The sequence below is a fragment of the Selenomonas sp. oral taxon 149 str. 67H29BP genome (genome assembly GCF_000146365.1).
GTDB lineage: Bacteria > Bacillota > Negativicutes > Selenomonadales > Selenomonadaceae > Centipeda > Centipeda felix.
In genome coordinates, this window is record NZ_GL397087.1 from 2358374 (window position 1) to 2379935 (window position 21562).

Genomic DNA, 21562 nt, shown 5'->3' on the forward strand with positions numbered 1-21562 from the left:
CTACTGTTAATGGCAGTGGATACTGTTGCTTTTGCGTGCGGTTATGGCAGGGGATGGTTGTTCTGCATTGAAACGGCCGAGCGCAGGGAAAGGGGAGAATATTTTGCAGGAACAAGGGCAAAAGAAGGGAAGGGGTATCGGCTTTCAGCTGAACGCGATCACGCTCGTCGGGATTGTCGTGATGGTGACGATCCTCGTTTCGTTCGTCGGCTACCGCGCGTACGATGAACTCCTCACCGTGGGGACGCAGGCGAAGTACAACGAGCTGGGGGACAAGATCCGTCCGGTCGTCAGCCGCTATGCCTCGGTCAAACAGTCGGGGGAGGGGCTGCGTCAGCGCATCTACACGATGATGCAGGCACCGCCGGAGGCACGCAGCCGTGAGGCACTAAACCAAATGCTTGCAGATCTGATCCAGTCCAACAGTAACCTTGCGGGTGTTGGTGTGGTCTTTGAGCCGAATGCCTTTGACGGCAATGATGCCGCACATACGAGCGACCCGCTCTCGGACAGCACAGGACGCATGATTTCCTACGTGAGCCGTGAGGGCAGCAGCGTAGAGCTCGAGCCGAGCACGGGCTATGAGACGGCTGATTGGTATACGGAGCCAAAGCGTACGTCCAAACTCACGCTGACAAATCCATACTATGATGAGGTCGGCGGCAAGAAGACTCTTGTGGTGTCGCTCGCCATCCCTCTGATTGTAGATGGGCATTTTGTCGGTGCAATCTCACTTGACTTTGACATGGAGCAGATCCAGAAGGATTTCGAGAAGGCGAGTACGCCGGACAACATCTACCTCATGATCGATAATGCGGGACGCCTCGTGGCGCATGGAACGAGTCCCGACTCCGTTATGAAGGATGCATTCCAGCTGATGGGATCGACGGAGCAGGATAAGAAGGAGATCTTCACAGACGGTCCATACAGCTTGATGAATGTGTCGCCGACGACAGGCAAGGAGTCGGTCTACGTCTTCTACGCGCTCCACTACGACGGCATTGATACGCCGTGGGCGATCTTCTCCGTTACAGATAAGGATAAATTTGTCGGTACGGCACGCGAGATGGTGATTTTCTCCATTGTGCTTGCCGTGATCTGTACCGTAGCGCTCGTCGTCGCCCTCGCAATGTTCATCCAGCGGCGCTTGATCGTTCCCATTGGGGATGTGACGGGGATTTTGACACGTTTTTCCGATCTCGATCTGGATCACGAGAAGGGAAAGCATGCCGCGATCTATCTGGATCGTGCCGATGAGATCGGCGCGATGATTCGCTCACTCGGGCGCATGGCGAACAGCCTGCGCGAGATCATCGGCAAGATCAACGGTGTCTCCCAGTCTGTTGCGGCGACGAGTGAGGAGCTGACGGCGACGGCGCAGAACACGGCGCACTCGGCGGAGACGGTGCGCAAGGGCATCCACGACATCGCTGAGAGTGCACGCGTGCAGGTTGCGGACACGCAGGATGCGGTCGATCATACAGACGAGATTCTCCACCTGCTCGATGACAACCGCAAGGTCATGACGGAGATGAACGAGGCGACGGCGAATATCCAAAAGCGCCAGACCGAGGGCGCGGAGATCCTCGCCGACCTCATGAAGAAGTCCGCCGAGACCGCTGATGCCACACAGGAGGTCTCGCGTGTGGTCGAGGAGACGAATGAGCGTGCGGAGCGCATCGAAGAGGCGAGCGCGATGATTCAGTCCATCTCCGAGCAGACGAACCTCCTCGCGCTCAACGCTGCCATCGAGGCGGCGCGTGCGGGCGAGGCGGGACGCGGATTCGCGGTCGTCGCCGAGGAGATCCGCAAGCTCGCGGAGCAGTCGCGCGGCTTTACGGATGAGATCAACGGTATCATCGGCGAGCTCAAGACGAAGTCGCAGCAGGCGGTCGATACGATGGAGGTCTCGAAGAAGCTGGTCGAGGAGAGCAACGTCAACCTCGAGCGTACGCAGCGTCGCTTCGACATGATTGCCGAGGCGGTCGAAGGCGCGAACAGCGTTGTCACGAAGCTGAACGAATCCTCCGAGAAGCTGACGGAGAAGAACAAGGCAATCGCTGCCGTCAGCAATAAGCTGATGGATATGGCAAAGGAGAACGATGCGACGACGGATGAGGCGGAAGCCGCCGTCGACACGCAGACGCAGGCACTCGCGGATATCGCCGAGGCGAGCGAGAGCCTTGCCCAGATCGCGACCGATCTGCAGAATGAGGTTGAGCGCTTCCGCCTCTGATCGTCGGTTACCTAATATATTGACATTGAAAATCCCTGCCGCAGGAATGCGGCAGGGATTTTGCATACGTAGGGGCTTATCGCAGCAGGAAGAACAGCGCGGGATAGACGAGGAAGAAGAAGGCAATGCTTGTCGTGAGAAATCCAGAGATGGTAAAGTCCACGTTGAGATGATAGAGTTTTGCCGCTGTGACAGAGTTGATCGCACCCGGCGTGACGGAGAAGACGAGGATTGCCCCGAGGAGGACGGGATCGTGGACGAAGGGATAGCTGATCGCGAACATAAAGGCGGGCATGACGAGAAAGCGCAGGATGAAGAGGTCGAGGGTGTAGGGCGCGTAGCGACGTGTGCGATGCAGGTTGATGAGCGCACCGACGGGCAGCATACCGAACCATGCACCGAAGTGAATCAGTCCCTCGAATGCCGTGCCCACAGCGGGCGGACGCGCAATGCCTGCCGCGTTGAGAAGGAGCCCCGCCGCCATGCCGAGGATGCTGAGTTGATTCCACGAGAGGAGGATATCGCGCACGCGTAGGCTGACCTTGCCCGTGTCGCCGTGATTTTCATGCTGGAGACAGTAGAACTGCGCCATCGGAAAGACGGCGAGGACGAGTAGGATCGTCTGAAAGATGCCCATGATCTGCGCGTAGCCGAAACCCTGCTCGCCGTAGATGATGTAGGCACAGACTCCGCCGAGGGTGGTGATGTTCGACATCATGGCGTTGCAGAGAAAGGCACCGCGGTCAAGCGGGTTGTGGTATTTGCGGATGAAGAATGCCCAGCCGATGAACCCCGGAAAGAGAACGATGAGGATGCCATAGAAGGGGATGAGGGCAAGGTCCCACGAGATCGGCAGTGTCCAGCAGCTCATGAGGGCAAGGACGGTGTAGATGATGATGACGTTCAGGCGCAGGATACGGCTGATGAGTGCGTCGGAGATCATGCCGCGCCGATAGAGGAGATAGCCGACGATGAGCGGTGCGAGGAGGTCGGTGAAGAGATAGATGATGCGGAAATCAGAACTGTCCATGGGAAAACCTCTTTCTATCGCAATGATTGTTGTGTGCCTTCGTGTGATGTTCCGCGCAAACCATGATTCACATCATCGGAACAGGAAAAAGGTGATGGGGAAGATGACGCAGAGGTAAAGTACGGTGGTGACAAGGAAGACGGCAATCGTATAGTCGACATTGAGGTGATAGAGCCGCGCCGTGAGCGTCGCGTTGATTGCCGCCGGGACGCTTGCAAAGATGACGAGGGAGTTCTGCACAATCGGATCGCTGATCAAAAGACGCGCCGCCGCGAAGGTGACGAGCGGAACGATGAGGAAGCGCAGGAAGATCATGTCGAGCGTCAGGTAGACGAAGTGGCGCGCGCGGTGGATGTTGATGAGAGAGCCGACAGGCAGCATGGCGAACCATGCGGAGATGTGGATGATGTAGGAAAATGCATCGGAGAGGACAGCCGGGCGTACAATGCCGCCCGCGTTCAGCAGAATCCCTGCCGCCATGCCGAGGATGCTGAGCTGATTCCATGAGACGAGCAGCCCGAGAAAGCCCCGCGCCTCAAGCCGTGCGGCGCGTCCGCGTGACTTGTGCAGGAGATAGTAATACTGTGCGATGGGGAAGGCGAGCAGCACGAGCACCAGATTCTGGCACGCGCCGCCGATCTGTGCATAGGCAAAGCCGCGCTCTCCGTAGATGATATAAGCGCAGATGCCGCCGAGCGTGCCGATGTTCGAGAGCAGCGCGGAGATGAGATGTGTACCGCGGTCGATGGAGCTGTGGAACCGCCGTCCGAGGAAACGCCAACTGATAAATCCCGGAAAGAGGATGATAAACGCAAAGAAAAAGGGCAGGACGAGCACGTCCTTGGTCAGCGGCAGTGCCCAGAAGCTGAAGAGGGACAGCAGCGTAAAGAAGACGACGACGTTGATGCGGATGAGCCGATTGACCGCAGTGTCCGTGAGCAGCCGCCGCTGATAGAGCAGATAGCCGACGATGAGCGGCAGGATCAGATCGGTGAGGAGATAGACAAGACGTGCACTGATTTCATCCATGATTTCCCAGACTTTCCAAACAAATATGTGCGTTCATCCTAGCACAAGTTATGGGCATTGTAAATACCAGCCGGTCCTTTGCACATAATAGAGAAAAGAGGGAAAAGTTTGTAAGATTTTCCTGTGGGAGAGAGGAAAAAAAGCAAAGAGCGGCGAATAATTATCTTATATTGTTTAGTGTTTTGTTATGACCCTGCGTCTCGTAAGAGCGGATGGGTTTGTATGGGACACCGCAGCGGTGCTCCCATGGAGGAGGGGACGTTACATGGCAGTGACAGACAAGGGTTTTGGCGCATACGATGTACGCGGTATCTATCCCGATGAGGTGAACGAGGAGCTTGCCTATCGTGTCGGACGCAGTTTCCCCACGCTGTTCGGCGCAAAGAAGGTCGCCATCGGACATGACATTCGTCTCTCCGGTCCTGCGATCCGCGACGCGCTCGCGAAGGGGCTCACGGAGGCGGGCTGCAACGTTGTTGACATCGGCCAGTGCGGCACAGAGATGATCTACTTCACGACGGCGCATCTGGGCCTCGACGGCGGCATTATGATTACGGCGAGCCATAACCCGAAGCAGTACAACGGAATGAAGTTCGTCCGCGCGGAGTCGCGCCCCATCTCCAGCGATACGGGACTCAAGGACATCGCGGCGATGGCGGTCGGCGGCACCTATCCCGACCCCGCACCTTCGGCGGGACATATCGAGAAGAAGGATATATTGGATGAATATGTGAAGCATATTCTCTCCTATGTCGACGTGAGCAAACTGAAGCCCTATAAGATCGTCGTCAACACGGGCAATGGAGCGGCGGGCCCCATCATCAATGCCATGGAGAAGTTCCTGCCGTTCGAGCTGGTCAAAGTCTACAATGAGCCGGACGGCAACTTTCCAAACGGTGTGCCGAACCCTATTCTGCAGGAGAACCGTGAGGCGACGGCAAAGGTCGTGCGCGAGACAGGCGCAGACTTTGGTGTGGCGTGGGACGGCGACTTTGACCGCTGTTTCCTCTTTGATGAAAAGGGCGGCTTCATCGAGGGATACTACATGGTCGGCTTCCTCGCTGAGGCATTTTTGAAAAAGAATAAGGGTGCGAGCATCATCTATGATCCGCGTCTGACATGGAATACGCTTGAAATCGCGGAGCAGCTGGGCGGCAAGGCAGTCATGTGCAAGAGCGGTCACGCATTCATCAAGGATAAGATGCGCGAGGTCAACGCGATCTACGGCGGCGAGATGAGTGCACACCACTACTTCCGTGAGTTCTCCTACTGCGACAGCGGACAGATTCCGTGGCTGCTCGTTGCAGAGCTGATGAGTGCGGCGGGCGGCAAGACGCTGTCGGCGCTCATGCAGGCACGCATGGATCGCTATCCGACCTCGGGGGAGATCAACAGCAAGGTTGCCGATGCCAAGGCGGTCATGGATCGCATCGAGGCAAAGTACGGTGCGGGCGGCACGGTGACGAAGGTGGATGGCCTTTCGATCGAGTTCCCGCAGTGGCGGTTCAACCTGCGCATGTCAAACACAGAGCCTGTGATCCGTCTCAATGTTGAGACGCGCCAGGACAAAGCCCTGCTGAAGGAGAAGACGGATGAACTGCTCGCGGAGATCCGCGCGTAAAGAAAGGGGATTTTTGGGATGAGTCTTGTACTGAAGTCGGGGTTTACGTTTGACTATGACAACCTCTACGGCGAGGGGAAAGTGACGGATGCCGATCTTGCCTTCTATGCAGAAGATCTGAAGAAGGCACATGCCGCAATGAAGGTCATGCGCGAGACGGGCTTTATCCGCGCACATCTCTCGAAGGATGGGGAGCCGGAGAAGGTGCTGTTCTCGCAGACGCCATACATCAAGGAAGGCAATATCAACTCTCCTGCGTCCCTTGCACGGCTGAAAGAGCTTGGAAAGCACGCACAGGAGAATACGGATGTCGTGATTTCCCTTGGCATCGGCGGCTCGTACCTCGGGAACAAGGTGCTGTTTGATGTGCACTGCGGCGAGCTCTGGAACTCGCTCTCGAACGAGCAGCGGGACAACTATCCGCGCATTTACTTCAGCGGCAACAACATCGACCCGCGCCGCACAGGCGACATTATCAACCACATGAAGGATGTTGCGCAGATCAAGAAAACGCATGGCGGACAGCCGCTGCGCATCATGATCCTCGTCATCTCGAAGTCGGGCGGCACGCTCGATACGATGTCGAACTTCATGGTGATGTATGATGCCTTCACGAAGGCGGACAACATCGAGGTCGAGGTGGTCGCGGTCACCGATCCGAATGAGGAGAAGCCAACTCTGCTGAAGAAGCTCGCCATTGAGAAGGGGTGGAAGCAGTTCGCCGTGCCGGATGGCGTAGGCGGACGATTCACTGTCTTTACCGAGGTCGGGCTGACGCTTGCTGCGTGCATTGGCTTTGATATCGAGAGTTTCCTTGCGGGTGCACGCGATATGGATCAGGCGTGTCAGAACGACGACCTCTGGCAGAATCCCGCGATGCTCAATGCGGCACTGAAGTTTGCCGCATCCGAAAAGCACGGCCGCGATATCGAGGTCATGATGCCGTACGGCGACTATCTGAAGTCCGTCTCCGAGTGGTACATTCAGCTGCTTGCCGAATCGCTCGGCAAGCAGTTCAACAAGGAGGGCAAGGAAGTCTGCTACGGTCGTACCCCTGTCGTTGCGGTCGGTACGACGGATATGCACGCGCAGACGCAGCAGCATCAGCAGGGCAAGCTCAATAAAGTCGTGCAGTTTATCCGCATCGACAAGTGGGCGGATGATCTTGTCATTCCGAACGTATTCCCTGAGGTCAGGAAGCTCGCCGATATTGCGGGTGTGACAATGGGGGAGGCCCTCGAGGTTGCACGTCAGTCAAATGCAGATGCACTCGCCTCAAACAAGCGTTACAGCGCAGTGTTTGGACTGCCGGAACTGACGCCATATCATCTCGGTGAGCTGCTCTATATGCTCGCGATGTCCATTGCCTACGAGGGGGAACTGGCGGATGTCGATGCATTTGATCAGCCGGGTGTCGAGGCGTATAAGCGCATCATGGGACCGAAGCTGCAGGAGCTGAAGAAAAAGGGCTAAGCGGCGATGAAAAAATGCTTAGACATGTGGTATGGGAACCGCACGTCTGAGCGTGTGGATGGTTTTTTTGGGGGGGACTGCAGCAGCAGTCCCTCTTTGCTTATCGGAGGTATGCGTGCTCGAACGCTGGAAAGATTATCTCAGTGCGCGGTATCGGCGTCAGCAGGCGGCGGTCGGCGCGGGACTGCTCCTGCTCCTTTCCCTCGGAGCCATGCTCCATGAGGAACCTCCGCCACTTCCTGTGCCGCCCACGGTCAGCCGTTCTGATGTGTCCGTGACAGAGGTGCAGGGGCTTTCTGCTGCGGCAGAGGGCAGAGCTCTGCACAACCCGTTTACCATGGCGCATGCAGCGGAGGGGGAGACGGGTACTATGCCAATCGCGCCAACGCCGCACGAGGAAAAGCCGCCAGCGCAGCCCGCTCTTGCCGCTCCGCCGATGCCGCCGCAGGCGCAGCCCAAGGCAGAGACGCCGCTCGTACTGCGCGGTATTGTGACGGGGGCAGACGGACGGAGGATCGCCATCCTCGCTAGAGGGAAGGACAGCGCGGCGCTTGCTGCGGGCGATACATGGCACGGCTATACCCTTGACGCACTAACCGAGCGAACGGCGACACTGCGCACGGTGCATGGCGTCATTACGCTTACGAGGGAGTAAATAGGATGAAGCGATGGATCATCAGGGCCATGTTCTTTGGACTGCTGCTTTTTGCTGCACCGGTCTCTGCTGCATCCGTGACCGTTGATGTAACGGGCGGCGATGTGCGGTCTGTCCTCCTCGCGGCGGCACGTATGGGGAATCTGCCGCTCATCGTCGATGACAGCGTGACGGGGACGGTAACGGCACATCTCACGGGCGAGGCGGAGGAGGTACTGCACCTCATCGCCGCCGCTCGCGGGATCCACCTTGAGCAGCACGGGGATGTGTGGCTGGCCGTCGGCACAGAGGTGCGCGATGCACAGCGGCGCGTTCATACCTATGTCGTCCGCTATGCTGATCCTGAGGAACTCGCCCATGCAGCAAATTTATCCCTCACGGGTGAAGGAAAACGCGCGATCGTGTCGAAAAATAATAAAGATACGAGCGAAAATGAGGACTCGGATTCCGATACGCCGCAGCGCGTTCTTGTGGATACAGCGACGAATACGCTTCTCTTTTACGGTACGGAGTCGGAGGCTCGTGCCGTACGCGAGATCGTTTTTGCCCTCGACACGGCGCCGCGTCAGGTGTCGCTTGAGGCGCGTGTTGTTGCCGTCTCCAAGCGGGCAGCAAAGGAGCTTGGCATCGACTGGTCATGGTCATCGCTGCCGCAGTACCCGGACGTCTCACGTGATGCGTCAGGCAGCTGGCACGTCAACGGACGCAATGCGGGGATGGACGGCACGAGTGCCCCCGGGATCATACGCTTTGGACGCGGACCCGAGGGCATGCCGTATGAGTTCTACTACACGGCGGCGATCCGCGCACTCGTCTCGGAGGGCAAGGCAAAGATGCTTGCCCGTCCGAACGTGACGACCGTGCAGGGGCGTGAGGCACTGATCAATATCGGTGCGGAGGTGCCCGTGCCGGTCGTGACGACATCGAATAATGTCACGACGACCGGCATCGAGTACCGCGAGGCGGGAATCATCCTACGCTATACGCCGCGTGTCACGGCAGATGGCAACATCGTCGCGCGCGTGCACACGGAGGTCAGTACGCCCGTTTTCGTTGACGATCTGAAGGCGTACCGTTTCCAAAAGCGGAGCGCGGACACCACGGTTCGCCTGAAAAACGGCGAGACGATGGTGATCGGCGGGCTCATTGACAGCGATGAGTCGCGTACGCTCGCGAAGATTCCGTTTCTCGGCGACCTGCCGCTCTTAGGAGCATTCTTCCGTACGGTACGGACGAGCAGAAATGAGACGGAACTGATGATTTTTCTCACAGCACATGTGTTGGACGAGTGATGAAATACGACGGAAAGAGGAGATCAAGGGTGGCAATCAGAATACTCTTAGCAGACGACCACGCGCTCTTGCGGCAGGGGATCAAGCGCGTACTGAATTTTGAAGACGATCTCGAGGTCGTCGGCGAAGCAGAGGACGGGCAGGAAGCACTGGCGCGCACGCTTATGCTCAAACCCGACATCCTCCTGCTTGACATTAATATGCCGGGGCTGACGGGGCTGGACGTAACGAAGCAGCTGAAGCAGGCGCGCTCGCGCGTGAAGATCATCGCACTCACGATCCACGACAGCGATAACTATGTGCTCGAAATGCTGAAGAACGGGGCACTCGGCTACCTGCTCAAGGACGTCGAACCGAATGTGCTCATCAAGGCAATCCACATGGTCAACGAGGGCAATCCCTTCGTCTATCCGAAGCTTGCCGAGCGCCTCTTTGGCACGCCCGCGATCTCGGGCGACGTTGGGCGCATGGCAAAGGAAATCTGGGACGAGAGCCGTGGAGAACGCCTCACCCCGCGTGAAATGGACGTGCTCGGCTGCATTGCAAAAGGCCTATCGAATCAGGACATCGGCAAGGCGCTGGGGCTCTCCGAAAAGACGGTCAAGAACCATCTCACGAGCGTCTTTCACAAGCTGAAGGTGAATGATCGCACGCAGGCACTCGTCTATGTACTGAAGAACAAAATCGTTTCGTTGGAGTAAAGGAAGGCACGCACTCATAGGAGTAGCGTGCCTTTTTCTGTTCGATGGAGAGAAAGGAAATATGTATATCAGACTCAGTGCACGGAGAACCAAGGCATATTATCAGGAAATCATGGAACAGGCGATGGCAGAAACAGATCAGCTGCGGAAGATGTCTCCTGACGTTGCCTTGTATGAGGTGATTTACGCGCAGCTGATGGATCTGAAAACACAGGTGATTGACCGCAGTATCGTGATTCCAAGATCTGTCCTCTACAAACGATATTCCTTGGGCACAATCGCGGTAAAAAATTTCGACGAGGAACATGATCCATACGCGCAGAAACTCTGCGATTGCTATGGCGGAGCTCTTGACTATCATAGGATGCCATGATAAATGAGAAAAACTATCATTGATATTAACCTAATCATCTGATATACTTTTCATAAAGAGGTGATGCTATGTCAGATGTTTTTGAGGGACTCATGATCCCCTTTCTTGGGACGGCACTCGGTGCCGGCTGTGTCTTCTTCCTGAAGGGTACACTCAACCGCAGCGTGCAGCGTGGGCTGACGGGCTTTGCTGCGGGCGTCATGGTGGCGGCATCGGTCTGGAGCCTCCTCATCCCTGCGATGGAGGGCTCTGCCGATCTCGGGCAGTTCGCTTTTGTTCCTGCCGTCGTTGGTTTCTGGGCAGGGACGCTCTTTCTCCTCGTACTCGATCACATTATCCCGCATCTGCATATGAATGCGCAGCAGGCGGAAGGACCGCACAGCCGCCTTTCGCGGACGACGATGCTTGTCCTCGCCGTGACCCTGCACAACATCCCCGAGGGAATGGCGGTCGGCGCAATCTACGCGGGCTGGCTGAGCGGCAGCGAGGGTATTACGCTTGGTGCCGCGCTCGCGCTCTCGCTCGGCATTGCCATCCAGAACTTTCCCGAGGGCGCGATCATCTCGATGCCGCTGCGTGCAGCGGGGATGGGAAAGTGGCGTGCCTTTGCGGGCGGCGTCCTCTCGGGGGCGGTCGAGCCGATCGGCGGCGTGCTGACAGTACTTGCAACGGCACTCATCGTGCCCGTTCTGCCCTATGCGCTTTCCTTTGCGGCGGGCGCGATGATCTACGTCGTGGTGGAGGAACTGATTCCGGAGATGAGCGAGGGAGAGCACTCGAACATCGGCGTGCTCTCGTTTGCGGTGGGCTTTACGCTCATGATGATGCTCGATGTCGCGCTCGGATAAATACGCATAGAAAAAGAGCCGACAGGGTGGTCGGCTCTTTTTCCTGGAAAGGGATGCTCGCAGGTTGGGAATACCTGCGGCTTGAGAAATGGGATGTAAGGATTTTGCCTTACAATAGGAACGCAGGGAAACGTTCCCATAGAGGGATGATCAACGGGGGGGAAAGATGTCGGGGAGGACGTTTCGTATTCCCCGTTGATACTTCGTATTTTATCATATTTTGTTTGAAAATTTTGTAACCCAAGTCACACAATAGAAAAAAATATACACTAATAATGTCGAATACGGGTTGTTTATTCTTGTATCAAGGTTCTTCTGAGTGATTTCGTGCTTTCCTAAAAAGTTTTAAGGAAGTTCCGGCATGAGGTGTTGCCACATTGATTTTTGGCAAGAAAGAACGTATAATAGCACAGAGAAGGATGCGCCTGGGAATTGGCGTATTCGGAAGGGGCGCCCTTTCGTTATGGTGATGAGGAGGAATTTTCATGCGTGATTATTTAAGAATCGCTCAGGTCATCGGTCGTGAGATCATCGATTCACGTGGCAATCCGACAGTAGAGGCGGAGGTCGTTCTCGAGGACGGCACGATTGGCCGTGGTGCTTCTCCCTCGGGTGCATCCACGGGCGAGTTCGAGGCACTGGAGCTGCGTGACGGTGACAAGTCGAAGTTCGGCGGCAAGGGCGTCTCAAAGGCGGTTAACAACGTCAACAAGAAGATCGCTCCTGCACTCCTCGGCCTTGAGGCGAGCGACATCTATGCCGTCGACCAGGCGATGTTCGATGTGGACGGCACGAAAGACAAGTCGAAACTCGGTGCAAACGCGATTCTTGCTGTTTCGATTGCAGCATCAGATGCGGCGGCAAAGTCCGAGGATATTCCGCTCTACCGCTTCTTTGGCGGTCTGCAGGCGAACGTCCTGCCAGTTCCGATGATGAACATTCTGAACGGCGGTGCACATGCGACGAACTCCGTCGATACGCAGGAGTTCATGATTATGCCGGCAGGCGCACCGACGTTCCGCGAGGCACTGCGCTGGTCGACTGAGGTGTTCCATGCGCTGCAGGCACTCCTCAAGAAGGAAGGCAAGACGACGGCAGTCGGCGACGAGGGCGGCTTTGCGCCGGATCTCGATTCCGATGAGGACACGATCGAGCACATCCTGAAGGCGATTGAGAACGCCGGCTACAAGCCCGGACAGGATTTCGTCCTCGCGATGGATGCAGCTTCCTCCGAGTGGAAGGACAAGGAGAAGGGAAAGGGCTTCTATCATCAGCCAAAGTCCGGCAAGAAGTTCACATCCGATGATCTCATCAAGCATTGGGAGTCGCTCATCGCCCAGTTCCCGATCTACTCGATTGAGGACGGTCTCGACGAGGAGGACTGGGACGGCTGGAAGGCGATGACAAAGGCACTCGGGCACAAGGTCCAGCTCGTCGGTGACGATCTCTTCGTCACGAATACGGAGCGCCTGAAGAAGGGCATTGAGCTCGGTGCGGCGAACTCCATCCTCATCAAGCTGAACCAGATCGGCTCGGTCTCCGAGACGCTTGAGGCGATCAAGATGGCGCATAAGGCAGGCTATACGGCGGTTACGTCGCATCGTTCGGGCGAGACCGAGGACACGACGATCGCCGATCTCGCTGTTGCACTCAACACGGCACAGATCAAGACGGGTGCACCGTCCCGTTCCGAGCGCGTTGCGAAGTACAACCAGCTTCTGCGCATCGAGGAACAGCTCGGCGCAAGTGCGGTCTATCCGGGCAAGCGCGCGTTCAACTTCACGAAGTAAGAAGATCCTTTGCGGATACAAAAATCCCCACCCTAGGGTGGGGATTTTTGTATGCGGCTTGCTGTCCCTAGAGTATCTGCACGATGTCCACGGCACTCTTGCGCTCCTTGTGGCGTGGGGAGGGGACACCCTTTTCCGTCGGATAGCCGACGGGAAAGAGCGCGATGAGGTTGTAGCCCTTCATGACGGGGAACAGCTCCTTGAGTTTCGGCGTATTGAACTTGCCAACCCATGTTGCGCGCAGACCTTCGTTGTGGATGGCGAGCATGATATGCGTCGCGACGATGGCGGCGTCCACATCAGCAAAGTTCAGATCATCGTCGGGGCGCACCCACGCCTCGTCCGCCTTGCTGCCAATGACGAGAAAGACGCCGGCGCCAAAGGTGTAGCTCGTCGTCTCAGCGAGCTTTGCACGTGCGTCGGGGCTTTCGATGGCCCAGACCTTAAATGGCTGTTTGTTGACTGCCGTAGGAGAGAGACGTGCCGCCTCAAAAATGCGGTTCATGGATTCGTGCGGAATTTCCCTGTCGGAAAGGGCACGGCAGGAAAAGCGTTCGCGGATGAGTTCGTTAAATTCCATGGTGATCCTCCTTTTCTTCGATGATTTCATTATATCATAGTTATGTCACAAATATGCCTTTCAGCAGAAAATAAGAATGTCATGGTATAGTGCCAATCAAAGGGAGTGATCGGATGCGAAAGAGAATTCTTGCAGCATGCTCCGCCTTGATGATCGGAGGCGGACTACTGCTCTCGCCGATGCGTGCGGAGGCGATTGACGCGTGGGGGATTGCGGCGCAGGCACTCGGCGTGCTCGGCGCGTACCACTCGGCACTCGGTGCGGTGCTCGCGCTCGGCAACGATGTTCACGCGCAGCATGAGAGCGAGCGACAGGATATAGAGGAAAACGGACGCGCACGAAATGCACGCGATATTGCGCTTGTCGATCATGTGATGCAGCGGCTCGTGCAGGACGGAGACTATGTGCTCCGCGTGAACTCCCTTCCCTTTGTCTGGGCGGTGAACGACAGCCCCATCTTCAATGCGGCGTGCTATCCGACGGACTATGTGAGCATCAACCGCGGGCTGATCCGCGGGCTGAACGGCAGCGAGGATGAGCTCGCTGCGGTGCTCGGGCATGAGATGACGCACGGCATCCGCCAGCACAGCGCACACAACTACGCGAAGGCGGCAGCACAGTACTACGGGCTGAGTTTTCTCAACATGGATGCGGGGTTGATGGACTGGAACAAGCTCAACGCACTGGCGGGCTACTCTATTGCTAAAAATATTACACTTCCCACAGAGTACGAGGCCGACGAGGGCGGCTTCCACATCATGACGAGTGCGGGATTCAACCCCGGCGGCGGAGCGGCGGCGATGGCACGCATGGGCTACTATCTGACGTATGTGACCCAGGATCTGCGTGAGTACCAGAACCCAAAGGACAAGGACCTCCCGCAGGACGATTTCTCCGATCATCCTGCGACAGAGCGGCGTGAGGCAAAGCTCGCGGAGATGCTTACGGCATACAGTGCGGGGCACGTGACGGTGACGGATCGGCGGACGGTCTGCATCGACGGCACGCCGCTCCTCACGGCGACGCAGACGGATGAGGACTACGACAACAGTCCCGAGAACGCCTATCTCGCTGCAGGCGCATTGGCCCGTGCCTTCCACGACTATGATACGGCAGCGGACTGGGGGCTCGCTCTGACGCGCGGCGGCGGCGTATCGATGCGCGGCGACGCCCGGATCAATGCGGCACTCTTGCCCCTGGTGGAGAAGGCCAAGGCGGGGGCACAGCTTATCTCTCTCGTTGGGGATGCGTACGTCGGGGAGTCGGCGAGCGGCGCTCGGGAGAGGCTGCGCAGCACGGAGCAGGCGCGTGCCGCCGAACGTGAGGCGGAGCATGCGGCGGTTGAGAGCGCCGATGCGAAGGCGATGGATAAAATACGCGAGAACAGCGACGCCTACAGTGACTATGGCGACGGAACGCGTGCCCTCATTCTGATGGCGCGTGTCTTTGGTGCGGCGCACGACGACAAGCCTGCCCTCAGCTATGTCATTCGTGCACGTGCCTATGCTGTGCTGGGCGACGCTGACCGCGCCCACGCCGACGCCGACCGCGGTGTCGCCGATGCTCCGACGGACGTCCTCACGTGGGTCAACCGCGCGGATGTACGGCGCATGCTCGGTGAGCGTGACGGCGCACTTGCCGACGCATTGAAGGCGATCGAAGTGGATGCAAAGAGCCCCTATGGGTATCTGATCGCCGCAGAGATCTACGATGAGATGGGCAACGGTGATGCGGCAGAGGACTACTACAAAAAACTCTATGCGGTCGAACCGAAGGCGGTCGCCCGCATCCCCGACAGCTATTTGGAAAAAATCGATGCGCGTGCCTACAAGGAACGCAAAAAGGCAGAGAAGAAGGCGAGGGAAGCAGAGGAGGAGCAGAAAAAGGAGAGTGGGATGTAACAAGCGGCTGCTGTACGTATGATTTCTTCGTACAGCAGCCGCTTTGAGATATCCTTATTCCTTTATTCCTTTTTCCCCATGCGCCGCCAGATGGTGTAGCAGAGTGCGGCGACGATGATGACGACAACATCCACGATGCGGTAGGTGAACGCATAGCCGTACGTGACGGCGACGATGCCGAGCCCTGCGGCGGCAAGCCCGACGCTGATGTCGAGGGACCAGAAGTAGGTCGCCGTAGCGACTCCGGCACGCGATGCGGGGACACTGCGCACGGCGAGCGTCTGCAGCGCAGGCGTGACCGCGCCGAACCCTGCGCCGAGGAGCAGGGCGGCGCCGATCAGTCCCGTGAGCCCCGTGATGCTGCCGAGGAGCGCCATGCCCACGGCAAAGAGAAGTACTCCGGGGTAGACCGTATAGTCCGGCCCCATGCGGTCAAAGATGCGTCCAACGAAGGGGCGTGTCACGAGAATCGCTCCCGCATAGCAGGCGTAGAAGAGGCTCGTCTCTGCCGACAGCCCGAGATTGCGCGTATAGAGCGGGATAAAGGTGAGCACGCTGCCGTAGGCGAAGAAGAGAATCCCCGCGATAAGGGCGGGCGCGAGCGCGCGTCGCTCGATAAACGTCTGGACGGAGAGGCGGCGTCGTGCACCCTGCGGCAGAATGACGGCATCGGGCAGACGCATCGTGCTCATCACGATGGAGAGCGCGGCGAGTATGCTGAGTGCAGTGAAGAGCGCCGTGCTAGAAAAATGCTCCATGATGAGCAGGCCAACCATGGGGCCGACGACCATCGCGAGGTTGGTGGAGAGAGCAAAGTAGCCGATGCCCTCACCCTTGCGCGATGGAGGGAGAATCAGCGCCGCGAGTGCCGCCGCTGTCGTTGTCGCCACGGCAAAGATGACGCCGTGGAGGAGGCGCAGGCCGTAGAGCATGGAGATCGCCGAGGCGACGAGGAAGAGTGCCATAACGATGAAGAACAGGACACTGATGACGATCATGAGCCGCCGCTTGTTGACGGCGTCGATGAGAATGCCCGCACAGGGACGCGCAGCGACCGTACCGATCTGGAAGAAGGTCATGGCGAGGCCTGCCTCGACGTCACCGCCTCCGTACTCCTGCATCATGACAATGGGGAGTGCTGCGATCATTGCGTATTGGGTCAGATAGATGAGGAAGCTGACGAGGCTCATGCCGAGAAATTCGTGCGTCCAGAGTGTTTCCCTTACTGCCGGTTCGTTCATGCCATCATCCTCTTTATCCGTGAGATACTATATCTATTGTAATCCTACAGTGCAATACCATATCTGTCCAGAAACGCAGCTTGCTTTTTTCTATTTCTATGGTAGAATGGCGTGAGTTTTGGACGGTGCAGCGAAATGGGGAGCATCATGGGGGATACGAGGAAAAAAGAAATTGGGATGTGCGAGGTTCACGCGGCACGTGCCTTCTTCTTCATCGGAGGCTTTGGCACAGCGACGTGGGCGCCGCTCGTCCCGCTCCTGCGCGAGCGGCTGATGGTGGGGGACGATGTGCTCGGGATGCTGCTGCTCTGCATCGGGGTCGGCTCTCTCCTGACGATGCCGCTCTCGGGTGCACTCGCCATGCGGCTCGGGTGTCGCTGCGTCGTCATGACGGCCTCGATCCTCTTTGCGGCAATTCTTCTGCTCGTCTCATGCGTGGACGCACTTTCGCTCGCCGTGCCGATCGTACTTATCTTCGGTGCGGTGATGGGCTGCATCGACGTCGTGGTCAACATCGTCGCCGTACTGGTGGAAAAGGGCATTGGGCGGCGCATCATGAGCGGAATGCACGCCTTCTGGAGCCTCGGCGGCTTCGCCGGTGCGGGACTTTACGGCGTATGGGTCGGGCTGCTCGGTCTCACGCCATTTCAGTCGACGGCGATTGCGGCGGGGCTCATCCTCCTCTTGACGGTAGTGTTCGGACGTCATCTGATTCCGTACGGTGGGGGCGGCGGCGCACTGCTCGCACTGCCGCGCGGCATCATCGTCTTTGTCGGCATGACGGCGTTCATCGCCTTCCTCAGCGAAGGAGCGGTCATGGATTGGGGCGGCGTCTACCTGACCACCGTGCGCGGCATGGATCTCGCGCTTGCGGGCACGGGCTATTCCGTCTTCTCTGCCGCGATGCTCACGATGCGTTTTCTCGGCGACCGCGTCGTCCAGCGCATCGGCGCGCTTTTCGTTGCCGTCGGTGGTGCACTGCTCGCGTTCGGCGGAATTCTGCTCGTCATGTTTGCACCCGTAGATGCGCTGCTCTACGTCGGCTTCTTTGCCATTGGCATCGGGAGCGCGAACATCGTGCCCGTCTTCTTCTCTCTAATGGGGCGGCAGAACGTCATGCCGGTCAGTGCGGCGGTCTCCGCCGTCAGCACCATGGGATATCTCGGCATCCTCGCTGGACCTGCCGCCATCGGATTCGTCTCCTCACTCACGACGCTGCAGACGGCATTTGCCATGCTCGCCGCGCTCAGTATTCTGCAGGCAGCGATCGGGTTCTATGTGTTCAAACGAATTCCGTGATTTTCTAGGGAGTCGCTGATAAAATGAGGTCTGCCAGATTGGTGTCAAATTTATCCGTGCTTCCCTAGGGCGAGCGCAATCAGCATCATGGTCACCTCGTAGGATTTGCGCAGCGACGGGATGGGGAGAAACTCACAGTTGGAGTGGAAATTGAGCCCCCCCGTAAAGTAATTCGGGGTAAGGATCCCTTTTGTTGAGATAAATGAGCCGTCGGTTCCGCCGCGCATGGCGATCGTGTGCGGCGTGATCCCCAGGCGGTTCATTGCCGTGTAGATATGGTCGATTGCCTGTTTATTTTCATCCGTGACCGCATCTGCGATATTGCCGTAGGTGTCCTCCATCGTGTACTCGACGCGGCAGCGCGGCTCCATACGGCGCAGTTTTTCAACGTTCTCGGCAATCAGGGCTTTGCGTCTCTTATAGCGTGCCTTGTCGTGGTCGCGGATGTTGAGCTCGACCGTTGCGGTCGTCGGATTGGAGCGGATCGTCTGACACCAGATATATCCCTCTGTGCCCTCGGTGCATTCCGGTGTCTCCTTGCGGTCAAAGAGATTGACAAAGTCCACGGCGAGCAGTGTCGGGTTCACCAGAACCCCCTTTGCACTCATCGGATGTGCACTGACGCCGTGGATGGTGATCTCTGCGGAGCCTGCATTGAATGTCTCGTAGACGACTTCTCCGAGAGCACAGCAGTCGATGGTGTATGCGTAATCGGCCGGGAACTTTGAAAAGTCCATGTTCTTTGAGCCCCAGAGCCCGCATTCCTCATCGGGGACAAAGGCGACGCAGATGTCGCCGTGAGGAATCGCAGGATCGTTGACGAGCGTTGCGAGTGCCGTCATGATATTCGCAAGAGCGGCTTTGTTGTCTGCGCCGAGGACACTGGTGCCGTCGGTGACGATCAGTTCCTGTCCGACGTAGGGCGAGAGTTCCGGGTGCTGCGCTGCCCGCATAACGATATTCTTCTCTGCGTTCAGTGTGATGTCGCCGCCGGTGTAATGGAGGCGACGTGGCTTTACGACGGGGCTGAGCGACACATCGACGGTGTCGATATGTGCACAGAAGCCGATTGTTGGGGGCAGCGGCGTGCTAGAGGGGAGATTTGCCGGAAGCTGCGCAGTCAAAACACATTTGTCGCTTAGGTATATATCCTTCAAACCGAGGGATTTCAGCTCACCTTGAAGGAGACGTGCCATATCCCACTGTGTCTCTGTGCTGGGGACTTTTGAGCCGCCGTTCGGGTGGCTCTGTGACGGAACATTCACGTAGCGGAGAAAGCGTTCCACCAAGGCTTCTTCGAGTTCTTTCGTATTCATTGTAATTCCTCCTGGATGATCAGAACATGACGCGTGGATAGACATAGTCCGCCTGGAAACCGAGTGGAATGTTCAGCCACCAGAAGACATAGAGCATAATCGTCAATGAGATGAGAAGCGTGATCGTGTACGGCAGCATCAGAGAGCTGAGTGTTCCGACCCCCGTATTTTTGTAGTATTTCTGACAGTAGACAATGATTAGCGGGTAGAAAGCGAACATCGGCGTACAGACATTGACCGCCGAATCGCTGACGCGAAACGCCGCCTGTGTAAGCTCCGGTGCGATGCCAACGGCCATCAGCATCGGCACGAAGATCGGTGCAAGAATTGCCCACTTTGCAGAGGCTGATGTGATGATGAGATTGAGCATGCCGACGAAAAGAATGATACCGAAGATTGTCACCTGCGGTGGCAGTGCCAGAGACTTGAGGAACTCTGCACCCGAGATTGCAATCAGCGCGCCGATGTTGGAGGCGCCGAAGACATACATGAATTGTGCCGCAAAGAAATAGAATACAATGAGCTGAATCAGCGTCTTGGTGATCTCTTCCATCGACTTGGTAAAGTCCTTGGAGCTGCGGAATTTTCCGCTGATGATCCCATAGACGACACCGGTTGCGGCGGCGAGCAGGAAGATAATTGCCACAATGGACTGCATGACGGGAGCCTTGAAGCTGGCAATGTTGCCGTTCGGGTCACGCAGGATGGAGTCCTCCGGCAGAAGAGCGAGCACCAGACCAATGATCAGGAGGGTGAGGACGGCACTTGCGATGGAGAAGGCACGGTTTTCCTTCGGCGTGACGGAGAGATCCTGTGCGGATACATCGATATCCTTATCGACCGGGCACGCTTTGCGGCACCACGGATCGACGATGCGCTCGGTTACCCACCAGCAGGCACCGATGACGATGAATGTCGAGCCAAAGGCGTAGAAATAGTTGCACAGAACATTGACCTCATAGGTCGGATCGATGATCTGTGCGGCCATCTGGGTGAATCCCTGAATGACAGGATCGATTGCCGAGGGCGTATAGTTGGCCGCGAATGCACCGGCAATGCCGGCAAAGGAGGCTCCGATTCCCGCCAATGGGTGCTTTCCCGTCGCATAAAACATATACGCGGCGATCGGGATGATAATCATGTACCCGGAGTCCGGTGCCAGATGGCTCAGCATACCAACGAGGATGACGATCGGCGTGATGAGGGCCTTCGGCGTGACGGAGAGGATTTTTTTCAGGCCCGTGTTGATGTAGCCCGAGCCGTCGGCAATGCCGATGCCGAGCGTGGCTACGATAACCATGCCGAGCGGCGGGAAGCCCGTGTAGTTCGTCACCATCTTTGTGAGCAGCGTCACGAGAGCGGCCGGGCTCATCATATTGGTGACCTCGATCGGTGCACCGGTCGACGGATGCACGTAGTCAAAGTGCATCTGCGAGAGGATTGCGGATAGGACACAGGTGATCACAAAGGCGCAGATGAAAAGCATGGTAATGTCGGGAATCCGATTGCCCATCTTCTCGATCCATCCAAGAATTCCTCCAACACTTTGCTGCTTTGGTGGTGCACTATCGTGTATTTCGGTTGCCATTCAAATACCTCCTAATATAATTCTGCCGTTTTTCTGTTTTTAGGAAAAGTGTTATTAGACAGAAAAAACTAATAAATATACTATTTCGACGTATATAGGTGAAATCCTCTTGTTAATCATGTGGTAATTATAAATAGGACGCGAATAAAATGACAACGATGTAGTTCCGTGCTTTCTTACATAAGCAACAAAAAAACGCCATTTCGTATGGAATGGCGTTTTTTCTATCCTTACTGTGCCAGCGTGTTGACCTTCTTGGCGAGGCGTGACTTCTTGCGTGCTGCAGCGTTCTTGTGGTAGACGTTGTTTGCAGCAGCCTGGTCGATGGACTTGTATGCTGCGACGAGGAGGGTTTTCGCCTCATCTGCGTTGCCGGCAGCAACAGCATCGTTGACGCTGCGGATGGCACGGCGGACGCGCGTCTTTTCCGCAACATTGCGTGCATGGCGCTTGGCGTCAGATTTTACACTCAGAATGGATGCCTTAATGTTTGGCAAATCGTTCACCTCCTCAATGAAAAATGTACTGCGTCATTCTATCACACGGACAAATAAAATGCAATATTTTTTTCGGGACGCCTAGGAGGCGG

General features: G+C 57.0%; 18 protein-coding genes. 11 read left to right on the forward strand and 7 right to left on the reverse strand.

Annotated features, from left to right (window positions below):
* The first annotated feature begins 43 nt into the window (after positions 1-43).
* The gene (locus tag HMPREF9166_RS11130; RefSeq protein WP_009754113.1) at positions 44-2236 is read left to right on the forward strand and encodes a methyl-accepting chemotaxis protein; all 2193 of its coding nucleotides are present in this window, start codon (positions 44-46) and stop codon (positions 2234-2236) included.
* A gap of 76 nt (positions 2237-2312) precedes the next feature.
* Here the strand turns inward: HMPREF9166_RS11130 and HMPREF9166_RS11135 are convergent, their stop codons facing one another.
* Together HMPREF9166_RS11135 and HMPREF9166_RS11140 are read right to left on the reverse strand one after the other, a co-directional pair.
* Complete coding sequence (locus HMPREF9166_RS11135; RefSeq protein ID WP_009754114.1) at positions 2313-3266, reverse strand: AEC family transporter; 954 nt, start codon at positions 3264-3266, stop codon at positions 2313-2315.
* Between the two features lie 72 nt (positions 3267-3338).
* The gene (locus tag HMPREF9166_RS11140; protein ID WP_009754115.1) at positions 3339-4295 is read right to left on the reverse strand and encodes an AEC family transporter; all 957 of its coding nucleotides are present in this window, start codon (positions 4293-4295) and stop codon (positions 3339-3341) included.
* A 265-nt stretch (positions 4296-4560) separates the two neighbouring features.
* Between HMPREF9166_RS11140 and HMPREF9166_RS11145 the strand changes: the two genes are divergently transcribed.
* The 8 genes from HMPREF9166_RS11145 (at position 4561) to eno (ending at position 13048) form a co-directional block, all read left to right on the forward strand.
* Positions 4561-5916, forward strand: coding sequence for a phosphomannomutase/phosphoglucomutase (locus tag HMPREF9166_RS11145; RefSeq protein WP_039981428.1), 1356 nt, complete (start codon positions 4561-4563; stop codon positions 5914-5916).
* 18 nt (positions 5917-5934) lie between these two features.
* Positions 5935-7389, forward strand: coding sequence for a glucose-6-phosphate isomerase (locus tag HMPREF9166_RS11150; protein ID WP_009754117.1), 1455 nt, complete (start codon positions 5935-5937; stop codon positions 7387-7389).
* Between the two features lie 115 nt (positions 7390-7504).
* Positions 7505-8044, forward strand: a complete 540-nt coding sequence (locus HMPREF9166_RS11155; protein ID WP_039981430.1) for a hypothetical protein — start codon at positions 7505-7507, stop codon at positions 8042-8044.
* A 5-nt stretch (positions 8045-8049) separates the two neighbouring features.
* On the forward strand, positions 8050-9336 hold the full coding sequence (locus HMPREF9166_RS11160; RefSeq protein ID WP_009754119.1) for a secretin N-terminal domain-containing protein: 1287 nt from the start codon (positions 8050-8052) through the stop codon (positions 9334-9336).
* Positions 9337-9365: 29 nt separating this feature from the next.
* The gene (locus tag HMPREF9166_RS11165) at positions 9366-10037 is read left to right on the forward strand and encodes a response regulator transcription factor (protein ID WP_039981432.1); all 672 of its coding nucleotides are present in this window, start codon (positions 9366-9368) and stop codon (positions 10035-10037) included.
* A gap of 61 nt (positions 10038-10098) precedes the next feature.
* Positions 10099-10410 (forward strand): immunity protein Tsi6 family protein, encoded by a 312-nt coding sequence (locus tag HMPREF9166_RS11170; protein WP_009754121.1) that lies wholly within the window; start codon positions 10099-10101, stop codon positions 10408-10410.
* Positions 10411-10478: 68 nt separating this feature from the next.
* Positions 10479-11258 (forward strand): ZIP family metal transporter, encoded by a 780-nt coding sequence (locus HMPREF9166_RS11175; RefSeq protein ID WP_009754122.1) that lies wholly within the window; start codon positions 10479-10481, stop codon positions 11256-11258.
* 485 nt (positions 11259-11743) lie between these two features.
* A complete protein-coding gene (eno, locus tag HMPREF9166_RS11180; RefSeq protein ID WP_009754124.1) occupies positions 11744-13048 on the forward strand; it encodes a phosphopyruvate hydratase in 1305 nt (434 codons plus the stop codon).
* A 67-nt stretch (positions 13049-13115) separates the two neighbouring features.
* Here the strand turns inward: eno and HMPREF9166_RS11185 are convergent, their stop codons facing one another.
* Entirely contained in the window at positions 13116-13628 is a 513-nt protein-coding gene (locus HMPREF9166_RS11185; protein ID WP_039981434.1) for a nitroreductase family protein, read from the reverse strand.
* A 113-nt stretch (positions 13629-13741) separates the two neighbouring features.
* Here HMPREF9166_RS11185 and HMPREF9166_RS11190 point away from each other — a divergent pair, with 113 nt between their 5' ends.
* A complete protein-coding gene (locus HMPREF9166_RS11190) occupies positions 13742-15529 on the forward strand; it encodes a M48 family metallopeptidase (RefSeq protein ID WP_039981436.1) in 1788 nt (595 codons plus the stop codon).
* A gap of 62 nt (positions 15530-15591) precedes the next feature.
* Here HMPREF9166_RS11190 and HMPREF9166_RS11195 read toward each other — a convergent pair whose 3' ends face one another.
* Positions 15592-16770, reverse strand: coding sequence for an MFS transporter (locus tag HMPREF9166_RS11195; protein ID WP_009754127.1), 1179 nt, complete (start codon positions 16768-16770; stop codon positions 15592-15594).
* A gap of 135 nt (positions 16771-16905) precedes the next feature.
* Between HMPREF9166_RS11195 and HMPREF9166_RS11200 the strand changes: the two genes are divergently transcribed.
* Complete coding sequence (locus tag HMPREF9166_RS11200) at positions 16906-18069, forward strand: MFS transporter (RefSeq protein WP_009754128.1); 1164 nt, start codon at positions 16906-16908, stop codon at positions 18067-18069.
* Positions 18070-18119: 50 nt separating this feature from the next.
* On the opposite strand, the gene pepT is transcribed toward HMPREF9166_RS11200, so the two are convergent.
* The 3 genes from pepT to rpsT form a co-directional block, all read right to left on the reverse strand.
* Positions 18120-19385, reverse strand: coding sequence for a peptidase T (gene pepT / locus HMPREF9166_RS11205; RefSeq protein WP_009754129.1), 1266 nt, complete (start codon positions 19383-19385; stop codon positions 18120-18122).
* Between the two features lie 19 nt (positions 19386-19404).
* Positions 19405-20973 carry an AbgT family transporter gene (locus tag HMPREF9166_RS11210; protein WP_009754130.1) on the reverse strand — a complete coding sequence of 523 codons (1569 nt, stop codon included), beginning with the start codon at positions 20971-20973 and terminating at the stop codon, positions 19405-19407.
* A gap of 230 nt (positions 20974-21203) precedes the next feature.
* Complete coding sequence (gene rpsT / locus HMPREF9166_RS11215; protein WP_009754131.1) at positions 21204-21470, reverse strand: 30S ribosomal protein S20; 267 nt, start codon at positions 21468-21470, stop codon at positions 21204-21206.
* Between the last annotated feature and the right edge of the window lie 92 nt (positions 21471-21562).